This is a genomic window from Pseudomonas sp. D3-27, assembly GCF_051132165.1.
Lineage (GTDB): Bacteria > Pseudomonadota > Gammaproteobacteria > Pseudomonadales > Pseudomonadaceae > Aquipseudomonas.
On sequence record NZ_CP071667.1, the window covers coordinates 1,986,277 to 2,008,842 of the forward strand.

General features: G+C 62.2%; 17 protein-coding genes and 1 other RNA gene. 9 read left to right on the top strand and 9 right to left on the bottom strand.

What is annotated here, in order from left to right; translation table 11 throughout:
- The 5 genes from smc (at position 1) to ffs (ending at position 8,630) form a co-directional block, all read left to right on the top strand.
- Positions 1-3,489 carry a chromosome segregation protein SMC gene (gene smc, locus J3P92_RS09240; RefSeq protein ID WP_434650485.1) on the top strand — a complete coding sequence of 1,163 codons (3,489 nt, stop codon included), beginning with the start codon at positions 1-3 and terminating at the stop codon, positions 3,487-3,489.
- Between the two features lie 258 nt (positions 3,490-3,747).
- Entirely contained in the window at positions 3,748-4,593 is an 846-nt protein-coding gene (gene zipA, locus J3P92_RS09245) for a cell division protein ZipA (protein WP_434650487.1), read from the top strand.
- Between the two features lie 137 nt (positions 4,594-4,730).
- Complete coding sequence (gene ligA / locus J3P92_RS09250) at positions 4,731-7,088, top strand: NAD-dependent DNA ligase LigA (RefSeq protein WP_434650489.1); 2,358 nt, start codon at positions 4,731-4,733, stop codon at positions 7,086-7,088.
- Positions 7,089-7,212: 124 nt separating this feature from the next.
- A complete protein-coding gene (locus J3P92_RS09255) occupies positions 7,213-8,373 on the top strand; it encodes a zinc-binding metallopeptidase family protein (protein ID WP_434650491.1) in 1,161 nt (386 codons plus the stop codon).
- A 160-nt stretch (positions 8,374-8,533) separates the two neighbouring features.
- Positions 8,534-8,630: signal recognition particle sRNA small type (gene ffs / locus J3P92_RS09260), an RNA gene on the top strand.
- Between the two features lie 132 nt (positions 8,631-8,762).
- Here ffs and J3P92_RS09265 read toward each other — a convergent pair.
- Positions 8,763-9,530: a substrate-binding periplasmic protein gene (locus J3P92_RS09265; RefSeq protein ID WP_434650492.1), complete on the bottom strand. Its 768-nt coding sequence runs from the start codon at positions 9,528-9,530 to the stop codon at positions 8,763-8,765.
- A 143-nt stretch (positions 9,531-9,673) separates the two neighbouring features.
- On the opposite strand from J3P92_RS09265, the gene dnaX reads away from it, so the two are divergent.
- From dnaX to recR, 4 genes are all read left to right on the top strand, one after another.
- The gene (gene dnaX, locus J3P92_RS09270; protein WP_434650494.1) at positions 9,674-11,755 is read left to right on the top strand and encodes a DNA polymerase III subunit gamma/tau; all 2,082 of its coding nucleotides are present in this window, start codon (positions 9,674-9,676) and stop codon (positions 11,753-11,755) included.
- Between the two features lie 64 nt (positions 11,756-11,819).
- Positions 11,820-12,158, top strand: coding sequence for a YbaB/EbfC family nucleoid-associated protein (locus J3P92_RS09275; RefSeq protein ID WP_003183512.1), 339 nt, complete (start codon positions 11,820-11,822; stop codon positions 12,156-12,158).
- 219 nt (positions 12,159-12,377) lie between these two features.
- Positions 12,378-13,406: an NADP-dependent oxidoreductase gene (locus J3P92_RS09280; protein ID WP_434650496.1), complete on the top strand. Its 1,029-nt coding sequence runs from the start codon at positions 12,378-12,380 to the stop codon at positions 13,404-13,406.
- 66 nt (positions 13,407-13,472) lie between these two features.
- The gene (recR, locus tag J3P92_RS09285) at positions 13,473-14,075 is read left to right on the top strand and encodes a recombination mediator RecR (protein WP_181286939.1); all 603 of its coding nucleotides are present in this window, start codon (positions 13,473-13,475) and stop codon (positions 14,073-14,075) included.
- Between the two features lie 130 nt (positions 14,076-14,205).
- Here recR and J3P92_RS09290 read toward each other — a convergent pair whose 3' ends face one another.
- The 8 genes from J3P92_RS09290 to ccoG all read right to left on the bottom strand — a co-directional run bounded on the left by J3P92_RS09290 (position 14,206) and on the right by ccoG (position 22,516).
- Entirely contained in the window at positions 14,206-14,754 is a 549-nt protein-coding gene (locus J3P92_RS09290; protein WP_420764720.1) for an adenine phosphoribosyltransferase, read from the bottom strand.
- Positions 14,755-14,829: 75 nt separating this feature from the next.
- Positions 14,830-15,564, bottom strand: coding sequence for a fumarate/nitrate reduction transcriptional regulator Fnr (fnr, locus tag J3P92_RS09295; RefSeq protein WP_420764719.1), 735 nt, complete (start codon positions 15,562-15,564; stop codon positions 14,830-14,832).
- A 94-nt stretch (positions 15,565-15,658) separates the two neighbouring features.
- On the bottom strand, positions 15,659-17,041 hold the full coding sequence (gene hemN, locus J3P92_RS09300) for an oxygen-independent coproporphyrinogen III oxidase (RefSeq protein ID WP_434610524.1): 1,383 nt from the start codon (positions 17,039-17,041) through the stop codon (positions 15,659-15,661).
- Positions 17,042-17,159: 118 nt separating this feature from the next.
- Complete coding sequence (locus J3P92_RS09305; RefSeq protein WP_434563238.1) at positions 17,160-17,843, bottom strand: sulfite exporter TauE/SafE family protein; 684 nt, start codon at positions 17,841-17,843, stop codon at positions 17,160-17,162.
- Positions 17,836-18,054 carry a cbb3-type cytochrome oxidase assembly protein CcoS gene (ccoS, locus tag J3P92_RS09310; protein ID WP_420764716.1) on the bottom strand — a complete coding sequence of 73 codons (219 nt, stop codon included), beginning with the start codon at positions 18,052-18,054 and terminating at the stop codon, positions 17,836-17,838. The genes J3P92_RS09305 and ccoS overlap by 8 nt, the downstream gene beginning before the upstream one ends.
- Before the next feature lie 24 nt (positions 18,055-18,078).
- Positions 18,079-20,529: a heavy metal translocating P-type ATPase gene (locus tag J3P92_RS09315; RefSeq protein ID WP_434650498.1), complete on the bottom strand. Its 2,451-nt coding sequence runs from the start codon at positions 20,527-20,529 to the stop codon at positions 18,079-18,081.
- Positions 20,530-20,549: 20 nt separating this feature from the next.
- On the bottom strand, positions 20,550-21,089 hold the full coding sequence (locus J3P92_RS09320) for a FixH family protein (RefSeq protein ID WP_420764714.1): 540 nt from the start codon (positions 21,087-21,089) through the stop codon (positions 20,550-20,552).
- 11 nt (positions 21,090-21,100) lie between these two features.
- A complete protein-coding gene (ccoG, locus tag J3P92_RS09325) occupies positions 21,101-22,516 on the bottom strand; it encodes a cytochrome c oxidase accessory protein CcoG (RefSeq protein ID WP_434610530.1) in 1,416 nt (471 codons plus the stop codon).
- Positions 22,517-22,566 lie beyond the last annotated feature (50 nt).

Here is a 22,566-nt window from a genome sequence, read left to right on the forward strand (position 1 = left end):
GTGCGACTCAAGTGCATCAAGCTGGCGGGGTTCAAATCCTTCGTCGACCCGACGACGGTGAACTTCCCCAGCAACATGGCGGCGGTGGTCGGGCCCAATGGTTGCGGCAAGTCGAACATCATCGACGCCGTGCGCTGGGTGATGGGCGAAAGCTCGGCCAAGAACCTGCGCGGCGAGTCGATGACCGACGTCATTTTCAACGGCTCCACCAGCCGCAAGCCAGTGAGTCAGGCCAGCATCGAACTGGTGTTCGATAATTCCGATGGCACCCTCATCGGCGAATACGCGGCCTACGCGGAAATTTCCATCCGCCGCAAAGTGACCCGTGACAGCCAGAACAGCTATTTCCTCAACGGCGCCAAATGCCGTCGCCGGGACATCACCGACATCTTCCTAGGCACCGGCCTGGGACCGCGCAGCTATTCGATCATCGAGCAGGGCATGATCTCCAAGCTGATCGAGGCCAAGCCCGAGGACCTGCGCAACTTCATCGAAGAAGCCGCCGGCATCTCCAAATACAAGGAACGGCGTCGCGAGACCGAGAACCGCATCCGCCGTACCCACGAAAACCTCGCGCGTCTGACTGACCTGCGTGAAGAACTCGAGCGCCAGCTCGAACGCCTGCATCGCCAGGCCGAGGCGGCAAAGAAATACCAGGAATACAAAGCCGAAGAGCGCCAGCTCAAGGCCCAACTGTCGGCCCTGCGCTGGCAGGCGTTGAACGAACAGGTGGGCCAGCGCGAGGCGATCATCGGCAACCAGGAAGTCAGCTTCGAAGCGTTGGTGGCCGAGCAGCGCAACGCCGATGCCGCCATCGAGCGCCTGCGCGACGGGCACCATGAACTTTCCGAGCGCTTCAACCTGGTGCAAGGGCGCTTCTATTCCGTGGGAGGCGACATTGCCAGGGTCGAGCAAAGCATCCAGCACGGCCAGCAGCGCCTGCGCCAGTTGCAGGAAGATTTGAAGGAGGCCGAGCGCGCACGCCTGGAAACCGAATCCCACCTGGGCCACGATCGCACCTTGTTGCTGACCCTCGGCGAAGAGCTGGAGCGGCTCACGCCGGAGCAGGAACTCACCAGCGCCGCCGCCGAAGAGGCCGCCGCAGCCCTGGAAGAAGCCGAGTTGACCATGCATGGTTGGCAAGAGCAGTGGGACAGTTTCAACCTGACCTCGGCCGAGCCGCGGCGCCAGGCAGAAGTCCAGCAGTCGCGCATCCAGCAGTTGGAAACCAGCATGGAGCGCCTGGCCGAACGTCAGCGTCGCCTGTCTGAAGAGCGCGCCTTGCTCGCCGCGGATCCGGAAGACGCCGCGATTCTGGAGCTGAGCGAGCAACTGGCGGCCAGCGAGGCCACCCTCGAGGACTTGCAAGCCAGCGAAGATGCCCAGGTCGAACGCCTTGAACAACTGCGCCAAGCCTTGCAGCTGGCCTTGCAGAACCAGCAACAGGCCCAGGGCGAATTGCAGCGGCTCAATGGGCGGCTGGCCTCGCTGGAGGCTTTGCAGCAAGCCGCGTTGGACCCTGGCACCGGCACTGCGGAATGGCTGCGCGACCAGCACCTGGCCGAGCGCCCGCGCCTGGCCGAAGGTTTGAAGGTCGATGCCGGCTGGGAACTGGCGGTGGAAACCGTGCTGGGCGCCGATCTGCAAGCAGTGCTGGTGGATGATTTCGCCGGGTTCGATCTTTCCGGTTTCAGCCAGGGCGATCTGCGCCTGCTCAGCCCGGCCGGCGACGGCGTGCGGGTGCCAGGGAGTCTGTTGGACAAGGTCGAAGCCCAGGTCGACCTGTCGCCTTGGCTGGGGCAGGTCAAGCCGGTGGACAGCCTCGAGCACGCCTTGGCCTTGCGTGGGCAATTGGCAGCCGGCGAAAGCCTGATCAGCCGCGACGGGTATTGGGTCGGGCGGCATTTCCTGCGGGTTCGCCGGGCCTCTGAAGCCGAGAGCGGCATGCTCGCCCGAGGCCAGGAAATCCAGCGCCTGGCCGCCGAGCGCGAAGAGCGCGAGGCCAGCGTCGAAGCCCTGGAAACCGAACTACAGAACCTGCGGGCGCAACAGCGCCAACAGGAAAACGGCCGCGAACACCTGCGTCGGCTGTTGCAAGATGAAGCGCGCCAGCAGGGCGAACTCAAGGCGCAGCTGTCTGCCGGCAAGGCCAAGGTCGAACAATTGGCCCTGCGTCGTACCCGTCTTGACGAAGAAATCGCCGAGTTGGGCGAGCAGCGGGCGTTGGAACACGAACAGATCGGCGAGGCGCGCCTGCAATTGCAAGAAGCCCTTGATGCGATGGCGGTGGATACCGAACAGCGTGAATTGCTGCTGGCCCAGCGCGAGAGCCTGCGTGAACGCCTGGACCGCGTGCGCCAGGAAGCGCGCCAGCACAAAGACCATGCCCATCAGCTGGCGGTACGCCTGGGCTCGCTCAGGGCCCAGCACGATTCCACACGCCAGGCCCTGGAACGTCTGGAAATGCAGTCCGAGCGCCTGACCGAAAAGCGTGAGCAGTTGAGCCTCAACCTGGAAGAGGGCGAGGCGCCACTGGAAGAACTGCGCCTCAAGCTCGAAGAGTTGCTCGACAAACGCATGAGTGTCGACGAAGAACTCAAGACTGCACAGATTGCCCTGGAGGATGCCGACCGCGAACTGCGCGACGCTGAGAAGCGCCGCAGCCAGGCCGAGCAGCAATCGCAGCTGATCCGTGGCCAGATGGAGCAGCAGCGCATGGAGTGGCAGGCCTTGACGGTGCGGCGCAAAGCCTTGCAGGACCAATTGCTGGAAGACGGCTACGACCTCGACGGCGTGCTCGCCACCCTGGTGGCCGGGGCGAACGAAAAGGACGCCGAGGACGAACTTGAGCGCATCGCCCAGCGCATCCAGCGCCTGGGGGCAATCAACCTGGCGGCCATCGACGAGTACCAGCAGCAGTCAGAGCGCAAGCGTTACCTGGACGCTCAGAACGACGATCTGGCGGAGGCGCTGGAGACCCTGGAAAACGTCATCCGCAAGATCGACAAGGAAACCCGCAACCGCTTCAAGGATACCTTTGATCAGATCAACGGCGGTTTGCAGGCGCTTTTCCCAAAAGTTTTCGGTGGTGGTAGCGCCTACTTGGAACTGACGGGCGAAGATCTACTCGATACAGGGGTGACAATCATGGCGCGTCCTCCCGGCAAGAAGAACAGCACCATCCATTTGCTCTCCGGCGGCGAAAAAGCGCTGACGGCGCTGGCTCTGGTCTTTGCCATTTTCAAACTGAACCCGGCGCCGTTCTGCATGCTCGATGAGGTCGACGCACCACTGGACGACGCCAACGTCGGCCGTTACGCACGGCTGGTGAAGGAAATGTCCGAAACGGTGCAGTTCATCTACATCACCCACAACAAGATCGCCATGGAAATGGCCGACCAGTTGATGGGCGTGACCATGCATGAGCCGGGGTGTTCGCGGCTGGTGGCGGTGGATGTGGAGGAGGCCATGGCCATGGTGGACGCCTGAACAAAGGCTCGCAGGGCTTCTGTTTTGAACGCTGTAGGTGTTTTTTACCCTTGGGGCTGATGTTCAATTCACAGATTGGGCACAAGCCTATGCGACAGACGGTGTAAAGTTATCTTTGGTCGTGCTAGTTTAATGTCAATTTTTCGTATGCGTGGGCAAAACGCCATTCAGAACATAGAGTTGGCGCCACGTTTTAAAGCGGTTTGCAAATAGCTAAGCCCCTTATTTTTCAGCATTTTTATAGAGGCACGGGATTAAATGGAAATCGGTCTGCGCGAGTGGCTGATCGTCATCGGCATCATTGTCATTGCCGGTATTCTTTTCGACGGCTGGCGTCGCATGCGCGGCGGCAAGGGCAAACTCAACTTTCGCCTGGATCGCAGCCTGTCGAACCTCCCCGATGAGGATGACAGCGCCGAGCTGTTGGGCCCGCCCCGGGTGCTGGACACCCACAAGGAGCCGCAGCTGGACGAACACGATTTGCCGTCCATGAGCGCGCCTGCCCGTGAGCCACGGGAGTCGGGTTCCAAGCGCGGCAAGCGCAACAGCGAACCGTCCCAGGGTGATTTGAACCTGAACCTCGACCTCGATGGCGGGCCGAGCTTCAACAGCCGTGACGGTGATTTCCCGGACGAGAGCAAGTCATCCAGCGGCGACAGGGAACAGGCCCAGGCCGAAGAAGTGCTGGTGATCAGCGTGATCTGCCGCGACCCGGCCGGCTTCAAGGGCCCTGCGCTGTTGCAGAACATCCTGGAAAGCGGCCTGCGTTTTGGCGAGATGGACATCTTCCATCGCCACGAAAGCATGGCAGGCAATGGCGAGGTGTTGTTCTCCATGGCCAACGCCGTCAAGCCTGGCGTGTTCGACCTGGACGACATCGATCATTTCAGCACGCCGGCGGTGAGCTTCTTCCTGGGCCTGCCAGGCCCGCGTCATCCCAAGCAGGCTTTCGACGTGATGGTGGCCGCTGCGCGCAAGCTGGCCCAGGAGCTCAACGGCGAATTGAAGGACGACCAACGCAGCGTGCTGACGGCTCAGACCATCGAGCACTACCGCCAGCGCATTGTCGAATTCGAACGCCGTGCGCTGACCCAGAAGCGTTGAGCGATGAGATCGGCTCCCCTTGGTTGGAGAGCCTCTTGTGGCGAGGGAGCTTGCTCCCGCTGGGGTGCGAAGTACCCCTCAACGTCTTGAGAAAATTGAGCAGCCCAGGCTGCTCTTTTGCTTTATGAGAGAACACCATGAGCGCCGTCGAAACCCGCATCCTAGAGCTGCGCACCGAGCTGGACCAGCATAATTACCGCTATCACGTCCTCGATGAACCTTCCATTCCGGACGCTGAGTACGATCGTCTTTTCCATGAGCTCAAAGCCTTGGAAGAACAACACCCGGAGCTGGTGACGAGCGATTCCCCGACCCAGCGAGTCGGCAGCGTGGCGCTGTCGGCCTTCAGCCAGGTGCGTCACGAAATCCCGATGCTCAGCCTGGGCAACGTGTTCGACGAAACCACTTTGCGCGAGTTCGACCGGCGAGTGACCGAAGGCCTCGACCTGCCCATGGGCGATTTGCTCGGCGGCGGCGCGGCGGTGGAATACAGTTGCGAGCCGAAGCTCGATGGCCTGGCGGTCAGCCTGTTGTATCAAGACGGCATGCTGGTGCGCGGCGCGACGCGCGGTGACGGCACCACGGGCGAAGACATCAGCGTCAACGTGCGCACCGTGCGCAACATTCCTCTCAAGTTGCAAGGCAGCGGCTGGCCACCGGTGCTGGAGGTGCGCGGCGAGGTGTACATGTCCAAGGCCGGTTTCGAGCGCTTGAACGCCACCCAGCTGGAGGCGGGCGGCAAGACGTTCGCCAACCCCCGCAACGCTGCCGCAGGCAGCCTGCGCCAGTTGGACTCCCGGATAACCGCCAATCGTCCCCTTGAGTTTTGCTGCTATGGCATCGGCCAGGTGACGTCGGACATCGCCGATACCCACATTGGCAATCTCAAACAACTCAAGGCTTGGGGCATGCCCATCAGCCGCGAGCTGAAGCTGGCCCACGGCATCGACGAATGCCTGGATTACTACCGTGACATTGGTGAGCGGCGCAGTTCGCTGCCCTACGAAATCGACGGCGTGGTGTTCAAGGTCAACAGCATCGCGTCACAGCGCGAACTGGGTTTTCGCGCGCGGGAGCCTCGCTGGGCTATCGCTCACAAATTCCCTGCCAGCGAAGAGCTTACCGAACTGCTGGACGTCGAGTTCCAGGTCGGCCGCACCGGCGCCGTCACGCCCGTGGCGCGGCTCAAGCCGGTCAAGGTGGCTGGCGTGACGGTGGCCAACGCCACGTTGCACAACATGGACGAGGTGGCGCGCCTGGGCCTGATGATCGGCGACACGGTGATCATTCGCCGAGCCGGTGATGTCATCCCGCAAGTGGTGCAAGTCGTCACCGAGCGTCGTCCAGTCAATGCCCGTCCGGTGGCAGTGCCGCAGCAATGTCCGGTTTGCGGTTCCCACGTCGAACGCACGCAACTGATCAAGCGCAGCAAGGGCCGTGAAACCGTCAGCGAAGGCGCGGTGTACCGCTGCGTCGGTCGCCTGGCCTGTGGCGCGCAGCTCAAGCAGGCAATCATTCATTTTGTCTCGCGCCGGGCCATGGATATCGAAGGGCTGGGCGAGAAGAGCGTTGAACAATTGGTGGACGAAGGCCTGGTGGGGTCGCCGGCTGACCTGTATGCGCTGACGTTCGAGCAGATCGTCGACCTGGAAGGCTTCGCCGAGCTGTCGAGCAGGAATCTGCTGTCAGCGATCGTCGACAGCAAGAAGCCGAGTCTGGCGCGTTTTATCTACGCCCTCGGCATTCCCGACGTGGGCGAGGAGACCGCCAAGGTCCTGGCCCGCTCCCTCGGTTCACTGGAGCGCGTGCAGGCGGCGCTGCCGCAGGTGCTGACGTACCTGCCGGATGTCGGCCTGGAAGTTGCCCACGAGATCCACAGCTTCTTCGAAGACCCGCACAATCGCCAGGTCATCAAGGATCTGCTGCGCCATGGCCTGGAGATCCAGGACCAGGGCGAACTGAGCGCGGAATTTTCCGCCAGTACTACCCTGGGAGGCTTCCTCGACAAGCTGCACATTCCTTCGGTCGGGCCGGGCGGCGCGCAGAAACTGGCGGACAAGTTCGGTTCCCTCGAAGCCGTCATGGATGCCGACTGGCTGGACATGCGCCAGGCGTTGCCGGAAAAGCAGGCAAACGCCGTGCGCGAATTCTTCGCCATCGCCGCCAATCGTGAACAGGCCTTGGCTGCCGAGCAGCAACTGCGGGATTTCGGCATGCACTGGCGGAGCGAGAAGAAAGTTGTCGAGGGCTTGCCTGAAGCGGGGCACACCTGGGTCCTGACCGGTTCGCTGGAGCTGATGAGTCGCGATGTCGCCAAGGACAAGTTGGAAAGCCTGGGGGCGAAGGTGGCCGGTTCCGTGTCGGCGAAAACCCACTGCGTGGTGGCCGGGCCGGGCGCTGGATCGAAATTGACCAAAGCCAATGAATTGGGGCTCAAGGTGCTCGACGAACAAGCGTTTGTCGAGTTCTTGACAGGGCATGGCGTCGCGCTCTGAGGCTTGGCTTTTGTGGCGGGGGCGCAAGCTCCCTCGCCACGGTTATCGGGGTCATGACACAGCGTTTTGGAACGATCATGAGCATCAGGTGATCTAGTCTTGCAGGCTCCTGGGAGAGATCGCCATGTACCGCTTTTTCGAACAACTGAGCTCACGCATCGCCGCGCCGTTCCTGGGTGATCGGTCACGCAACAGCAAAGTCTGGCCGTGCCGCTGCGGCCAGTCATTGTTCTTTCGCAACAGCCAATGCCTGGCGTGCCTGGCGGCGTTGGGGTATCAGCCGGAGCAGAGCCGCCTTTCGTCCCTTCAGCCCGGCGAGCAACCTGATACCTGGCTCCTGGACGTCGACCCGCAGGCCGGACTGTTTCGCCGCTGCGCCAATCTCGACACCCCGGCGGCGTGCAATTGGCTGTTACCAGCCAACGGGCACGACACACTGTGCATCGCCTGCAGCCTGAATCGCACGATTCCTGACCTCTCGATCCCGGAAAACCCCGAGCGCTGGCGCAAGGTCGAAACCGCCAAGCGCCGCCTCGTGGCGCAACTGATTACCCTCGGCTTGCCGGTCATCCCCAAGAGCGCCGACGAAAACATCGGCCTGGCCTTTGATTTCATCGGCGTCGACCCCGACGGGAAACCGCCGACGACCGGGCACGCCAGCGGCCTTATCACCCTCGACATCAAGGAAGCCGACGATGCTCACCGCGAGCACGTGCGGCAGCAGATGCACGAGCCGTATCGGACCTTGCTCGGGCATTTTCGCCACGAGGTCGGCCATTATTTCTGGGACCGGCTGGTTGCCGACAGACACTGGCTGGAGCCGTTTCGCGCCTTGTTCGGCGATGAGCGCGCAAGCTACTCCGAAGCGTTGGAGCGGCATTATCAACAAGGCGCGCCACTGGATTGGCAGGCCCGTTACGTCAGCGCCTACGCCACCATGCACCCGTGGGAGGACTGGGCTGAAACCTGGGCCCATTACCTGCACATGATGGACGCCGTCGACACGGCGCTCGGCTTCGGCATGAGTGCGCGGGAAATGGATTTCGACTACCAGCCATTTCCTCCCGAAACCCTGTTCGACCCCGAGCATGCGGGCGGCAAGGCGTTCCTTTCATTCGTCAACGCCTGGATCGAACTGGCCGGAATGCTCAACGAACTCTCGCGCAGCATGGGCCAGCCGGATTTCTACCCGTTCGTCGTACCGGCGGCAGTAATCACCAAACTGCATTTCATCCATCTGGTGATCCAGGAGGAGGGTGGCCGGGCGGATGAGGTGCTGTTGTAGTTTCTATCTGAATGGCCGAGGCGATTGCGAAAGAGGTTCTTCCCATAGCAAGTACTTGAACCTCATGGATTTTTTTAATCCGACACGAACGGTTGTAACTTCTTGTCAGATAGGTACAATGGCGCGGCTCGCCGCAAGGCGGGCGTCGTTATGGTGACCCCATCGGTCCCCCCGCAACGATTACCCGTGAACCTGGTCAGATCCGGAAGGAAGCAGCCACAGCGGGAACATTGTGTGCCGGGGTGTGGCTGGTGGGGTTGCCTCCTTAACGCCCCCAGGCCTTCGTTCGCAAGGTTTGCCAGATACCTTCCTGTTCTGCGATATCACGCTCGTGCCGATGGCTGACGAAACCACAGGGCGCCGCCACAGCGTCAGGCCCGACCCGTTGATCATGGAGACGCATCGCCGTCCCGCAACCCTTCGTTGCGGCCAGTATATAGCTGGATGATCGCGTCGATTTCCCCGGATCTCTTCATGTTCGACAAGGTACGCAGGATGCGCTGTGCGGGAATCTTCGGATCATTGCGCACATAGCAGCTCAACTGTTGTTCCTGCAGGACAGCGACTTGGCGCAGCTGTCGGTCAGCGCTGTGACGCTGGTTGAACCAGTCCAGCGCCCATTGATTGCTGACCGCATAGCGGTATCGCCGGGCCAGCAGTTTCGCCAGGACCTGATCCTGGCTGCGGGCGTCGTCGCGCCGCAGGTGGCCACTGTCGAACAATGGCTGCAGGGTGGGGTAGCTGTAGCTCAGCACGGTGCCGATGGGCTGTTGTGTGAGTGCCGACGGCGTGATGGCAGCGGGAGCGCCGGGCGAACCGACAAGCACATCGCGCTGGAAGAACAGCGGGACGCTCCAGAGATAGTCGCCCTCAATATCCTTCACCCAATCAGGCGAGACATAACAGCGCATGTCTATTTCGCCCTGCTCCATGGCGCTGTCCAGCCGCGCGCGGGCCAAGACATGGAATTGCGCAGGCATGCCCACCTGGGTCGCCAGGCTGGTCATGACGTCCGTCAGAATGCCTTGGGTCGGGCGGCCTCTGTCGATCTGCACCATGGGCATGGCCCAGCCATCGGTGACGGCAAAACGCAAGGGAACCTCATCAGCGAAACACCCCGTCCCCAACAACAGCAAAGCCCCCATGGCCGAACGCATAAACTCTCCTGACTGTACAAAAAACTGTCGACAACCGAGCTGCTGAACCTAGCTTAGCCAGATTAGACGAGCGCACCGGATGCAATTTCGTCCCTGCTCCGCTAGCATTAGCCGCTTATGTTCCTTCGTTGCGACGGTTTTCGATGAGTTATCAGGTTCTTGCACGTAAATGGCGTCCGCGCTCGTTCCGCGAAATGGTCGGCCAGACCCATGTGCTCAAGGCTCTGATCAATGCCTTGGACAGCCAGCGGCTGCACCATGCCTATCTGTTCACCGGTACCCGCGGCGTGGGCAAGACCACCATTGCGCGGATCATCGCCAAGTGCGTGAACTGTGAAACCGGTATTACGTCGACGCCCTGCGGCGAATGTTCGGTCTGCCGGGAAATCGACGAAGGTCGTTTCGTCGACCTGATCGAAATCGACGCCGCCAGCCGCACCAAGGTCGAGGATACCCGCGAGCTGCTCGACAACGTGCAGTACGCCCCGAGCCGTGGACGCTTCAAGGTCTACCTGATCGACGAAGTGCACATGCTCTCCAGCCATTCCTTCAATGCGCTGCTCAAGACCCTCGAAGAACCGCCGCCCTACGTCAAATTCATCCTGGCGACCACCGATCCGCAGAAACTTCCCGCAACGATTTTGTCGCGCTGCTTGCAGTTCTCTCTGAAGAACATGACGCCGGAACGGGTCGTCGAGCACCTGACCCATGTGCTGGGCGTGGAGAACGTGCCGTTCGAGGACGATGCGCTGTGGCTGCTGGGACGAGCCGCCGACGGTTCGATGCGTGACGCCATGAGCCTGACCGACCAGGCCATTGCCTTCGGCGAAGGCAAGGTCATGGCCGCCGAGGTGCGCGCCATGCTGGGCACCCTCGATCACGGCCAGGTCTACGACGTTTTGACTGCGCTGATCGAAGGGGACGCAAAGGCATTGCTCGAAGCGGTGCGTCACCTGGCCGAGCAGGGGCCGGACTGGAATGGCGTGCTCTCGGAGATTCTCAACGTGCTGCACCGTGTCGCCATCGCCCAGGCCTTGCCCGAGGGGGTCGACAACGGCCATGGCGACCGGGACCGCGTGTTGGCTTTGGCCCAGGCGCTGCCGGCCGAAGACGTACAGTTTTATTACCAGATGGGCCTGATCGGCCGTCGCGACCTGCCACTGGCACCGGATCCGCGCGGCGGCTTCGAGATGGTGCTGCTGCGAATGCTTGCGTTCCGGCCGGCCGATACCGCGGACGCCCCGAGACAAGCGCTAAAGCCAGTGGGGATCAGCCAGGCCACAGCTGATTCCGCCAAGCCAGTGGCTGCCACGCCCGTTGTTGCGTCGGCAGCGGCTCCTGCTCCTACGGCGGTGGCGCCCGCAGCCCAGCCGATTCCGGCCCCGGCGCCTGTTGTCGTCACGCCTGAGCCAGAGCCCGAACCGGTCGTCGAGGCGCTTCCCGAGCCCGTCGCCGAAGAAGTCATCGACCTGCCTTGGAACGACCCGGTCGAGCCGCAAGTTGTCCAGCAACCCGCCGTCGAGCCCGTTTTGGAAACCATCGCCGAGCAGCCCGAGTTGCCGCCGATGCCCCTGCCGACACCCGACAGCGTGGTGCCCGATGCACCCGAGTGGGTGGCTGCGCCAATGCCGGAGCCGACGGTGGCCGACGTCGAGGTCGCGACGCCGGGCATCGATCTGGACGATGAGCCGCCGCTGGACGAGGACTACATCGAGCCGGACATCGATTCGGCCTACAGCTACCTGGACGACCTGGCCAGCGAACATGCCGCCGAACCGGCACCGGAGCCAGAACCTGAACCGGCGGCAATGCCCGCCACTGGGCTGGCCCTGCAATGGCTGGAGCTGTTCCCCAAGCTGCAAATCAGCGGCATGACCGGTAGCATCGCCGCCAACTGCACCTTGATCTCGGTCGAGGGCGACCATTGGCTGCTGCACCTGGATCCGGCCCACAGCGCGCTGTTCAACGCAACCCAACAGCGTCGCCTCAACGATGCGCTGAACCAGTACCACCAGCGCACTCTCACGTTGACCATCGAGCTGATCAAGCCCGAGCAGGAAACCCCGGCTCAGGCCGCGTCCCGGCGCCGCGCCGACCGTCAGCGCGAAGCCGAGGAATCGATCCAGAACGATCCGTTCATCCAACAGATGATGCAACAGTTCGGCGCCGTGGTCCGTCACGATACTATCGAACCTGTCGAGGCCCCGGTCACCCAGGGCTCATAACTGAAGGCGCCGGGCCGGGCAGGCCGGGCGCGTTGTTTATCCAAGTACTTTCGAGGTGATTACCATGATGAAAGGTGGCATGGCCGGCCTGATGAAGCAGGCGCAGCAGATGCAGGAAAAAATGGCCAAGATGCAGGAAGAGCTGGCCAACGCTGAAGTCACCGGCAAATCCGGTGGCGACATGGTGACGGTGGTCATGACCGGTCGCCACGATATCAAGCGCGTCAGCATCGACCCGAGCGTGGTCGAAGGCCTGAGCGAAGACGACAAGGAAATGCTCGAAGCCCTGTTCGCCGCCGCCGTCAACGACGCAGTGCGCAAGATCGAAGCGAACAGCCAGGACAAGATGTCCGGCATGACCGCTGGCATGCAGCTGCCGCCGGGCATGAAACTGCCGTTCTGATTCGCCATCGCGCTCGGGATGGGCTACACACAATGCCAGGCATCGCGCCTGGCATTTTTGTTTCTGGCAGGAGCAATGGGGTCTCTGTTCGACTGCTTTCGTCGGAACGCCGTCCGGAGCAGGCTGCACCGTGCTATCCAGGCATAAACATCGAACGCGCCCCCAAGGCAATGGTCTGCTCCCTATACGTGTACGCTCAACGAACTAGGAGACGCCTCCATGTCATCGATTTCCAATCAGCGCATCGTGCTGGCCTCGCGCCCCCAAGGTGCGCCAACCCCTGAAAACTTTCGACTTGAACACGTGACGTTGCCCGATCTGGCCGAAGGACAAATCCTGCTCAAGACGCTCTTCCTGTCACTGGACCCTTACATGCGCGGGCGCATGAGTGACGCGCCTTCCTACGCTGCGCCGGTGCAGATCGATGAGGTGATGACCGGTGGTGCCGTCAGCCGCGTAGAGCGCTCGATGCATCCGAAATTCCAAGAGGGTGATCTGGTGGTGGGGGCCACGGGTTGGCAGAGCCACTGCATCAGCGATGGCCGCAATGTCATTCCGATCCCTTCCGGCTTGTCCAGCCCCTCGATGGCGCTGGGGGTGTTGGGGATGCCGGGCATGACGGCCTACATGGGATTGATGGACATTGGCCAGCCCAAGGCCGGGGAAACCCTGGTCGTGGCGGCGGCGTCGGGCGCCGTGGGCTCCGTGGTTGGCCAGGTGGCGAAGATCAAGGGCTTGCGGGTGGTGGGGGTGGCCGGCGGTGGCGAAAAATGCAAGTACGTGGTCGATGAGCTGGGTTTCGACGCCTGTATTGACCATAAAAGCGCAAATTTCGCCGAAGACCTTGCCAGGGCTTGCGATCAAGGTATCGATATCTATTACGAAAACGTCGGCGGCAAGGTCTTCGATGCGGTCGTGCCGCTGCTCAACGCCAAGGCGCGCGTCCCGCTTTGCGGCTTGATCGCATCCTACAATGATCATCAGCCGCCAAGTGGCCCGGATCGCCTGCCGCAACTACAACGCACGCTGTTGACCAAGCGCGTGCGCATCCAGGGTTTCATCGTGTTCGATGATTACGGTGATCGCCAGCCGGAATTCATCAGCGCCATGGCGCCTTGGGTGCGCGATGGCAAGGTCAAGTTCCGCGAGGACGTGGTCGACGGTCTTGAAAATGCGCCCCAGGCTTTCATCGGCATGTTGGAGGGGCGAAATTTCGGCAAGTTGGTGGTGCGAGTAGCGCGCGATTGAGTATTTGACGCTAATCGGAGGCGCGGGTATAAACCGCGTCTCGTTGTTATGTCGGACGTTTCCCCCATGAGCTTCAGCCCTTTGATCCGCCAACTGATCGATGCCCTGCGAACCTTGCCGGGCGTGGGTCAGAAAACCGCCCAGCGCATGGCGTTGCAACTGCTCGAGCGTGATCGCAGCGGCGGCTCTCGCCTGGCCCAGGCGTTGAGCCAAGCCATGGAAGGTGTCGGGCATTGTCGCCAGTGCCGCACCCTGACCGAGGACGATCTTTGCCCGCAATGCGCCGACCCGCGACGGGACGACAGCCTGCTCTGCGTGGTCGAGGGGCCTATGGATGTCTATGCGGTGGAGCAGACCGGCTTTCGCGGCCGTTACTTTGTGCTCAAGGGGCACTTGTCACCGCTCGACGGCCTGGGGCCTGAAGCCATCGGCATCCCGCAGTTGATGGCGCGGATCGAGGAGGCGGGCACGTTTACCGAAGTCATCCTCGCCACCAACCCGACGGTCGAAGGCGAAGCCACTGCGCATTACATCGCCCAACTGCTCAGCAATAAAGGCCTGGTCGCCTCCCGCATCGCCCATGGCGTGCCGTTGGGTGGGGAGCTTGAGTTGGTGGACGGCGGGACGCTGGCGCATTCGTTTGCCGGGCGCAAGCCAATCGCGTTGTAGCCGCAACACGAATCCCTTGTGGGAGCGAGCCTGCTCGCGATAGCGGTGTGTCAGCCAGTATAGGTATCGACAGATCTACCGCCATCGCGAGCAGGCTCGCTCCCACAATGGGTTATGTGATTTGGCCAGGTTATTTTTCGCTGAGGGAGAACTGCGTCAGGCAGAACGTCGGGATGCCCATGTCTTCCAGGCGCTGGGAGCCGAGCAGTTCCGGCAAGTCGATGATCGCCGCGGCTTCATGGACCCTGGCGCCCATGCGGCGGATCAGGTTGGCGGCGGCGATCAACGTTCCGCCAGTGGCGATCAGGTCATCGAACATCACCACCGAATCCCCTTCGCACAGGCTGTCGGCGTGCACTTCAAGAAAGGCTTCGCCGTACTCGGTCTGGTAACCCTCGGCCAGTACGTCGGCTGGCAGCTTGCCCTGTTTGCGAAACAACACCAGCGGCTTGTTCAACTGATAGGCCAGGATCGAGCCGATCAGGAACCCCCGGGCATCCATCGCGCCGATGTGCGTGAACTCGGCCTCGACATAGCGATGGGCGAAGCTGTCCATGACCAGCCGCAGGGCAGTGGGCGACTGGAACAGCGGAGTGATATCGCGAAAGATCACGCCTGGTTTGGGGAAGTCGATCACGGGGCGGATCAGGGATTTGATGTCGAAGGAGTCGAAGACCATCGTCGAGGTGTCCTGGCTGGCTGCAAACGCGGCAGTATAGCGCGACGGGGCGAAAGCCTCAGCCGCGCGAGCGCGTCAGCCTTCGACCGAGCCGCCGGCCAGGGCGCAGAGCTGGATCGGGTCGAGAATATGAATTTCCTTGCCTTCGGCTGCGATCAACGCGTTCTGTTGGAAGCGGGTGAACACCCTGGACACGGTTTCCACGGCCAGGCCCAGGTAGTTGCCCATTTCATTGCGGGACATGCTCAAGCGAAACTGATTGGCCGAAAACCCGCGGGCACGAAAACGCGCCGAGAGATTGACCAGGAACGTGGCGATGCGTTCGTCCGCGGTTTTCTTCGAAAGCAACAGCATCATTTGCTGGTCGTCACGAATTTCCCGGCTCATCACCCGCATCAATTGTCGACGCAGTTGCGGCAGCTGCACCGCCAGCTCATCGAGACGATCAAAAGGAATTTCGCACACCGAAGTCGTCTCCAGTGCCTGGGCCGAGACCGGGTGGGTCTCGGTGTCCATGCCCGACAGGCCCACAAGCTCGCTGGGCAGATGGAAACCGGTGAGCTGCTCTTCGCCACCGTCGCTCAGGTTGAACGTCTTCAGGGCGCCCGAGCGCACTGCGTAAACCGAGTCGAAGCCATCGCCCTGGCGAAACAGGAACTCACCTTTTTTCAGCGGCCGTCCCCGTTTGACGATGTCATCCAGCGCGTCCATGTCCTCCAGATTCAACGAAAGTGGCAGGCATAGAGGGGCCAGGCTGCAATCCTTGCAATGGGCCTGGCTGTGAGCGCGGGATTTGACTGGCTCGGACATTTCTTAAATCCTTGTGGGAAAACACACATAAGACGTAAGGGTAACCCAGCGCACAAACTCCGGCCAGTGCGGTGTTCCCGTCAAATCGTCGCGCTCAGATGACCCGGGAAAAACGTTGGCGGTTTTGTTGCTGCAGATAACCGTCGAACACCATGCAGACAGAACGCACCAGCAGGCGCCCCGCGGGCAGTACGTTGATATGGGTCTGCGTCAATTCGAGCAGCCCATCGGCTGCCATCGTCTGTAGTTGCGGCCATAAAGAGCCAAAATAACCGCGCAAGTCGACATTGAAGTCTCGCTCTATCTCGGCGAACGCCAGCGAGAAATGGCAGATCAACTGCTGGATCACGGCGCGTCGCAAACGGTCGTCGGCGTTGCACACCAGCCCGCGGCTGGTTGCCAGTTGCCCGTCGGCAAGGGTGTTCTGGTAGTGGGTCAGGTCGCTGCTGTTCTGGCAGTACAAATCGCCGACCTGGCTGATGGCTGACACGCCGAGGCCGATCAGGTCGCAATGCCCATGGGTGGTGTAGCCTTGGAAGTTGCGCTGCAGGGTCGCTTCTTCTTGGGCGATCGCCAGTTCGTCGTCGGGGAGGGCGAAGTGGTCCATGCCGATGTAGCGATAACCGGCGGCGGTCAGCTGTTCGATGGTGCCTTGCAGCATGGCCAGTTTCTGCACCGGGGTAGGCAGGTCCTGGCCATCGATCCGCCGCTGCGGCATGAAGCGCTCCGGCAGGTGGGCGTAATTGAAAACCGAGAGACGGTCCGGTTGCAGGCTGATGACTTCTTCGACCGTGCGAGCGAAGTTTTCCGGCGTTTGTTTGGGCAAGCCATAGATCAGGTCGATGTTGATCGAGCGGAACTGCAAGGTCCGGGCGGCTTCGATCACCGCCCGGGTTTCTTCCAGGCTCTGCAGGCGATTGACGGCTCGCTGCACGGCAGGGTCGAGGTCTTGCAGGCCGATGCTGACCCGGTTGAAGCCCAGCTCCCGCAGCAGGCCCATGGTTGACCAGTCGGCTTCCCGTGGATCGATTTCGATGCCGTAGTCGCCGGAATCGTCGTCCACCAGATTCATATGCTTGCGCAGGCTGGCCATGAGTTGGCGCAGCTCGTCGTGGCTCAGGAACGTCGGCGTGCCACCGCCCAGGTGCAGTTGTTCCACGCGTTGGGAAGGGGCCAGATGGCAGCCGATCAGTTGGATTTCCTGCTCCAGGCGTCGCAGGTAGGTGTGGGCACGACCGCGATCCTTGGTAATGACTTTATTGCAGGCGCAGTAGTAGCAGATGTTCGCGCAAAACGGCACGTGCACGTACAGCGACAGTGGCCTGTGTGCCTTGCGGCTGTCGCGCAGGGCGTGGAGCAGGTCGAAGGTGCCCACCTGGCCGGCGAACTGTGCCGCAGTAGGATAAGAGGTGTAGCGTGGTCCCGCCAGGTCGTAGCGGCGGATGAGGTCTGAGTCCCAACGGATGGCGTCGAGCATGCGGGCGTTCCCCGGATAGGCTGGCATGGTCGCGAGTCTAGGGGGGCGTGGAAAAGGGCGTGTTGATTTGCGTCAACAGCGAATGAGTGTGGTCGATGATGGCCTCATCGCGACTCGGTCAATGACCCATGAGCCAATGCTGATGCGGCCCCGGCAGTGTCCAGATGCCGAAGACGATCACCAACAACCCACCGGCCATGCGCACGCTGCGTTTACGCAACAGGGCGGTGACACGCTCGGCCGCCAGGCCAGTGGCGAGGAGCACCGGCCAGGTACCCAGGCCGAAGGCGAGCATCAATAGCGCGCTGTCCAGCGCATTGCCCTGGCTGGCGGACCAGAGAAGGGTGCTGTAGACCAACCCGCATGGCAGCCACCCCCACAGCGCGCCGAGCAGCAAGGCCCGTGGCAGGCTTGATACCGGCAGCAGGCGGTTGGCGACGGGTTGGATGTGTCGCCACAAGCCCCGGCCGATCCCCTCGATACGGGTCAGGCCGCTCCACCATCCGGCGAGATACAGGCCCATGGCGATCAGCAGCAGACCGGCCAGCACCCGCATGATCATCGCCGCCGGGCTGTTGGCGACGGCCCAGCCGGCCAGTCCGATCAGCAAGCCCGCCGTGGCGTAACTCAGGATCCGCCCCAGGTTGTACGCCAGCAATAATCGAAAACGCCGGCTGCGCTGTTCCTTGGGAATCGCCAGGGTGAGGGCGCCCATCAGACCGCCGCACATGCCCAGGCAGTGGCCGCCGCCGAGCAGGCCGAGGATGACGGCCGATATCAACAGCGGCGCCAGATCAAGCATGGGGCGGCGCCTTGTCGTCCGGTTTCTGGGCCTCGCCGCTTGCTTCTTCCACCGCGGCCTTATGGTTCGGGTCTTGTTCGTCGAACAGGATGCTGTGGGCCGGGCCGTCGAGGTCGTCGTATTGGCCGCTGTCCACGGCCCAGAAGAATATGTAGACGGCGATCGCTACGATCAGCAGCGCGGCCGGAATCATTACGTAAAGAGCTGGCATGTCGGACCTCCATGCCCGCGCGGCTCAGGCCGGCTGCGGACGGGTATCGGGCGTGGCATCAAGAACCTGCACCTTGGGTTGGCGGGTCAGCCTCAGCGCGTTCAAGACCACGGTCAGCGAACTGATGGACATGCCGGCCGCAGCCCACACGGGTGTGATCCAGCCAAGGGCGGCGAACGGCAACATGAGGCCATTGTACAGCCCCGCCCAGACCAGGTTCTCGATGATGACCCGACGGGTGCGCCGGGCGAGGCTGAAGGCGTGAACCAGGGCCTCGAGGCGGTTGGACAGCAGTACCGCGTCGGCGCTGGTCTTGGCCAGGTCGGTGGCCGAGCCCATGGCGACGCTGATATCCGCCGCTGCCAGTACCGGCACATCGTTCACGCCGTCGCCGAGCACCAGCACCTTGCGGCCCTGTTGACGCAACTGCTGCAGCACGGCCAGCTTGTCATCCGGGCGCAGACCGCCGCGAGCCTCATCGATGCCCAGTCCGGCGGCAACGCTGGCGACCATCGGCGAGCTGTCGCCCGACAGCAAGAGCGTGCGCCAGCCCCGCGCCTTGCAGGCCGCGACAAGGGCCGGGGCATCGGTACGCAGACGGTCGTCGAGGACAAACCAGGCCAGCGGCCCGGCATCATCCCCCAGCAACAGCCATTGCCCAGGTTCGTCCGGCATCACCGGTACGGTGGCGCCACTCGGGTCGCAGACAAAGCCGGGATGGCCGATGCGCAATCGCTGTTCCCCCACCAAGCCCTCAAGCCCAAGTCCCGGAAAACTCTGCACATTCTCAGCGGCCAGTGGCGCCCGGCCGAAGGCGCGGGCAATCGGGTGTTCGGAGCGATTCTCCAAGGCGGCGGCCAAGGCCAGGCACTGATCGCTGTCGAGCGCCGCCAGGGGGCGGATGGCGCGCAACGCCAAGCGGCCTTCGGTAAGGGTGCCGGTCTTGTCGAAAATCACCGTGTCGATCTGGTTCAGGCCTTCCAACACATGGCCGCGGGTCAGCAACAATCCGAGTTTGTGCAGGGTGCCGGTGGCTGCGGTGAGTGCGGTTGGCGTCGCCAGGGACAGCGCGCAAGGGCAGGTCGCGACGAGCATCGCCAGGACGATCCAGAAAGCGCGCGAAGCATCGAGATGCCACCACAACAGGCCGATGGCGGAGGCGGCAACCAGAGAGAACAGCAGGAACCATTGGGCGGCGCGGTCGGCGATTTCCGCCAGGCGCGGCTTCTCGCCTTGGGCGCGTTCCAGCAGGCGCACGATGGCGGACAAACGAGTGTCCTGCCCCAAGGCCAATACCTGAACGGTCAGCGCGCCCTCGACGTTCAGCGTGCCCGCCGTGACTGCATCGCCGGCCTGGCGGGGTTGCGGCAGGTATTCACCGGTCAGCAGCGATTCGTCGACGCTGGACTGCCCTTCGAGAATCCTGCCGTCGGCGGGCAGGATAGCCCCGGGCTGCACCAGCACCCGGTCGCCCGTATGAAGTTCGCTGAGCAGGATGCGCTCGCTCTGGCCGTCATCCGCCAGGCGCAGGCACGAGGCCGGCAACAGGTTCACCAATTGGGCGGTGGCCGCAGCGGTGCGTTCCCGAGCCCGGCGTTCCAGGTAGCGGCCGGCCAGCAGGAACAGGGCGAACATGCCGACGGCATCGAAATACAACTCGCCGACACCGGTAATGGAGGTCCAGATGCCGGCAATGTACGCGCCACCGATGGCCAGGGAGACTGAAACGTCCATCGTCAGGTGGCGAGTGCGCAGGTCACGCATGGCACCCTTGAAAAAAGGTGCGCAGCTGTAGAACACAATGGGCGTTGTCAGGAATAGCGCGACCCAGCGCAGGATGGTGTGCATCTCCGGGCTCAGGTCGATGTTGAATTCCGGCCAGGTGGCCATGGTCGCCATCATCGCCTGGAACCAAAGCAAGCCGGCCACGCCCAGCTGGCGCAGGGCCAGACGGTTTTGCGCGGCGAGCTGTTCGCAAGCCTGGTCGGCCTGGTACGGGTGCGCGGCGTAGCCGATCTGGCGCAATTGCGCGAGCAGGGTGCTCAGCGGCAATTGGCCGTCGGCCCAGCGGACGTGCAGGCGATGGTTGGACAGGTTCAGTCGCGCCTCGGCCACCGCCGGCAAAGCGCGCAGGTGCTTTTCGATCAGCCAGCCACAGGCGGCGCAACTGATGCCTTCCATCAGCAGGGTGGTTTCGCAAAGCTCGCCTTCATGGCGAACGAACGATTGCTGCACGTCAGGGCGATCGTACAGCGCCAGTTCTTCGGTCAGTTGCACCGGCAGGGACTGGGGGTTGGCCGATGCTTCACTGCGATGCTGGTAATAGCTTTCCAAACCGCCGGCCACAATCGCTTCGGCCACCGCCTGGCAACCCGGGCAGCACAGCTCGCGGGTTTCACCGAGGACAACGGCGGTGAAGCGACTGCCGGGCGGGACGGGCAGGGCGCAGTGGTAGCAGGGCCGTGGGGTGGTCATGGTTGCTGCATAAAAGCGGCTTATTTCTTCAGGTCTTCAGCGCCTTGCAGCGGTTCATCACCGAGCAAGATGGCCTGTTCGTGGTTGATCTGCTCTTCTTCGAACAAGCGCCAGGTCTTCTCGTTCTGCGCCCCCAGCAGTTCGACAAAGCGCCGGCCTTCGACCTTGTCTGCCAATTGGCCAACGTAGCGCCCAGGTTCGCTGTCGTTGCGGGTCAGGACGATCTTGCGGTCCTTCTCCGGCTGGGTGGGTGAGATCAGGCTCAGTTCGAGGGTCTGGGGACGGCTATTGCCGTCCAGGCGCAGGTTGACTTCCCCGGTGAGGTCGTCCAGCTGCACATTGGCATGCAATTGCAGGGTCTGGGCCAGCAGTTCGCGCTCCAGGGAGCGGTTGATGCCTTTACCGGCTTCGTAGTAGTTGTCGTTGACCAGGTTATCCGGGTTGTTCACCGCGATGGTCACCATGGTCAGGCTCAGCGTTACCGAGCAGGCAAGGATACCGATGATGATCCACGGCCAGAGGTGCTTGTACCAAGGGCTGGTGGCAGTTGCTGCAGGCATGTTCATTTCTCTCAACGAGTCTGTGGGCCGATGAACCGGCTCTTGGCTTCAACATGGACGCTTTCGTCATCGGCATCCTTGAGGATGAAGGTCACCTCGTTGGTGCTCGATGGCAATTGTTCAGGTGCGCTGGACAACTCGACCGGCTGGCTGTAGATCTCGCCGGCGGCGACCTTGATTTCCCGTCGGCCTTCGAGCTTGAGATCAGGCAGGCCGGCGGCTTCCAGGACGTACGTATGGTCGCGTTGGTCCTTGTTCATGATCTTCAGGCTGTAGACGTTCTCGATCCGACCTTCGGCGTTCTCGCGGTACAGCACGCGGTCCTTGCTGACGTCGAAACCCACCAGCGAACGCATGAAAAACGCCGTTACCAGCAAGCTGATCATGGCCAGCAGCACCAAGGCGTAGCCGATCAGGCGCGGGCGCAGTTTATGGGTTTTTTGCCCCGAGAGGTTGTGTTCGGTGGTGTAGCTGATCAGCCCGCGCGGATAATCCATCTTGTCCATGATGTTGTCGCAGGCATCTATGCAGGCTGCGCAGCCGATACACTCGATCTGCAAGCCGTCGCGGATGTCGATGCCGGTGGGGCAGACCTGGACGCACATGGTGCAGTCGATGCAATCGCCGAGGCCCAGGGCCTTGTAATCGATGCCTTTCTTGCGCGGGCCACGGCTTTCACCGCGACGCGGGTCATAGGAAACGATCAAGGTGTCTTTGTCGAACATCACACTCTGGAAGCGGGCGTAAGGGCACATGTAGATGCACACTTGTTCACGCAGCCAGCCGGCATTGCCGTAAGTGGCCAAGGTGAAGAATCCGACCCAGAAATACGACCAGCCATCGGCCTGGCCGGTGAAGAACTCGAACACCAGTTCGCGGATCGGGGTGAAGTAACCGACGAAGGTCATGCCGGTGACGAAACCGATCAGTAGCCACAGGCTGTGCTTGGCGAATTTGCGCAGGAATTTATTGGTGCTCATGGACGTCTTGTCGAGCTTGATGCGCTGGTTGCGGTCGCCTTCGGTGACCTTTTCGCACCACATGAAGATCCAGGTCCAGACGCTTTGCGGGCAGGTGTAGCCGCACCAGACGCGCCCGGCATATACCGTGATGAAAAACAGGCCGAAGGCGGCGATGATCAGCATGCCGGAGAGGAGGATGAAGTCCTGGGGCCAGAAGGTTGCACCAAAAATAAAGAATTTGCGTTCAGGCAGGTTCCACCAGACGGCTTGGTGACCGCCCCAATTCAGCCAGACCGTGCCGAAATACAGCAGGAACAGAAACCCCCCGCCAACCATTCGCAGGTTGCGGAACAGGCCCGTGAAGGCGCGGGTGTAAATTTTCTCCCGAGAGGCGTACAGGTCGACGCTTTTGTTGGCGTCTTTGGCAGGCGGGGTAACGTCATGTACCGGAATCTGGTTGCTCATCAATTGCATCCCACGGCAGTGGAAAAATGCCGAGGCCAGTACGTGCCGAC

Bases quoted from the DNA above. Each gene is read 5' to 3' on its own strand.
- J3P92_RS09320 (WP_420764714.1), bottom strand. From the start codon at position 21,089: ATGCCTGCAGCAACTGCCACCAGCCCTTGGTACAAGCACCTCTGGCCG.
- ccoG (WP_434610530.1), bottom strand. From the start codon at position 22,516: ATGAGCAACCAGATTCCGGTACATGACGTTACCCCGCCTGCCAAAGAC.
- ccoS (WP_420764716.1), bottom strand. From the start codon at position 18,054: ATGCCAGCTCTTTACGTAATGATTCCGGCCGCGCTGCTGATCGTAGCG.
- J3P92_RS09280 (WP_434650496.1), top strand. From the start codon at position 12,378: ATGTCATCGATTTCCAATCAGCGCATCGTGCTGGCCTCGCGCCCCCAA.
- dnaX (WP_434650494.1), top strand. From the start codon at position 9,674: ATGAGTTATCAGGTTCTTGCACGTAAATGGCGTCCGCGCTCGTTCCGC.
- J3P92_RS09305 (WP_434563238.1), bottom strand. From the start codon at position 17,843: ATGCTTGATCTGGCGCCGCTGTTGATATCGGCCGTCATCCTCGGCCTG.
- zipA (WP_434650487.1), top strand. From the start codon at position 3,748: ATGGAAATCGGTCTGCGCGAGTGGCTGATCGTCATCGGCATCATTGTC.
- J3P92_RS09290 (WP_420764720.1), bottom strand. From the start codon at position 14,754: ATGGTCTTCGACTCCTTCGACATCAAATCCCTGATCCGCCCCGTGATC.
- J3P92_RS09255 (WP_434650491.1), top strand. From the start codon at position 7,213: ATGTACCGCTTTTTCGAACAACTGAGCTCACGCATCGCCGCGCCGTTC.
- J3P92_RS09315 (WP_434650498.1), bottom strand. From the start codon at position 20,529: ATGACCACCCCACGGCCCTGCTACCACTGCGCCCTGCCCGTCCCGCCC.
- fnr (WP_420764719.1), bottom strand. From the start codon at position 15,564: ATGTCCGAGCCAGTCAAATCCCGCGCTCACAGCCAGGCCCATTGCAAG.
- J3P92_RS09275 (WP_003183512.1), top strand. From the start codon at position 11,820: ATGATGAAAGGTGGCATGGCCGGCCTGATGAAGCAGGCGCAGCAGATG.
- ligA (WP_434650489.1), top strand. From the start codon at position 4,731: ATGAGCGCCGTCGAAACCCGCATCCTAGAGCTGCGCACCGAGCTGGAC.
- recR (WP_181286939.1), top strand. From the start codon at position 13,473: ATGAGCTTCAGCCCTTTGATCCGCCAACTGATCGATGCCCTGCGAACC.
- hemN (WP_434610524.1), bottom strand. From the start codon at position 17,041: ATGCTCGACGCCATCCGTTGGGACTCAGACCTCATCCGCCGCTACGAC.
- J3P92_RS09265 (WP_434650492.1), bottom strand. From the start codon at position 9,530: ATGCGTTCGGCCATGGGGGCTTTGCTGTTGTTGGGGACGGGGTGTTTC.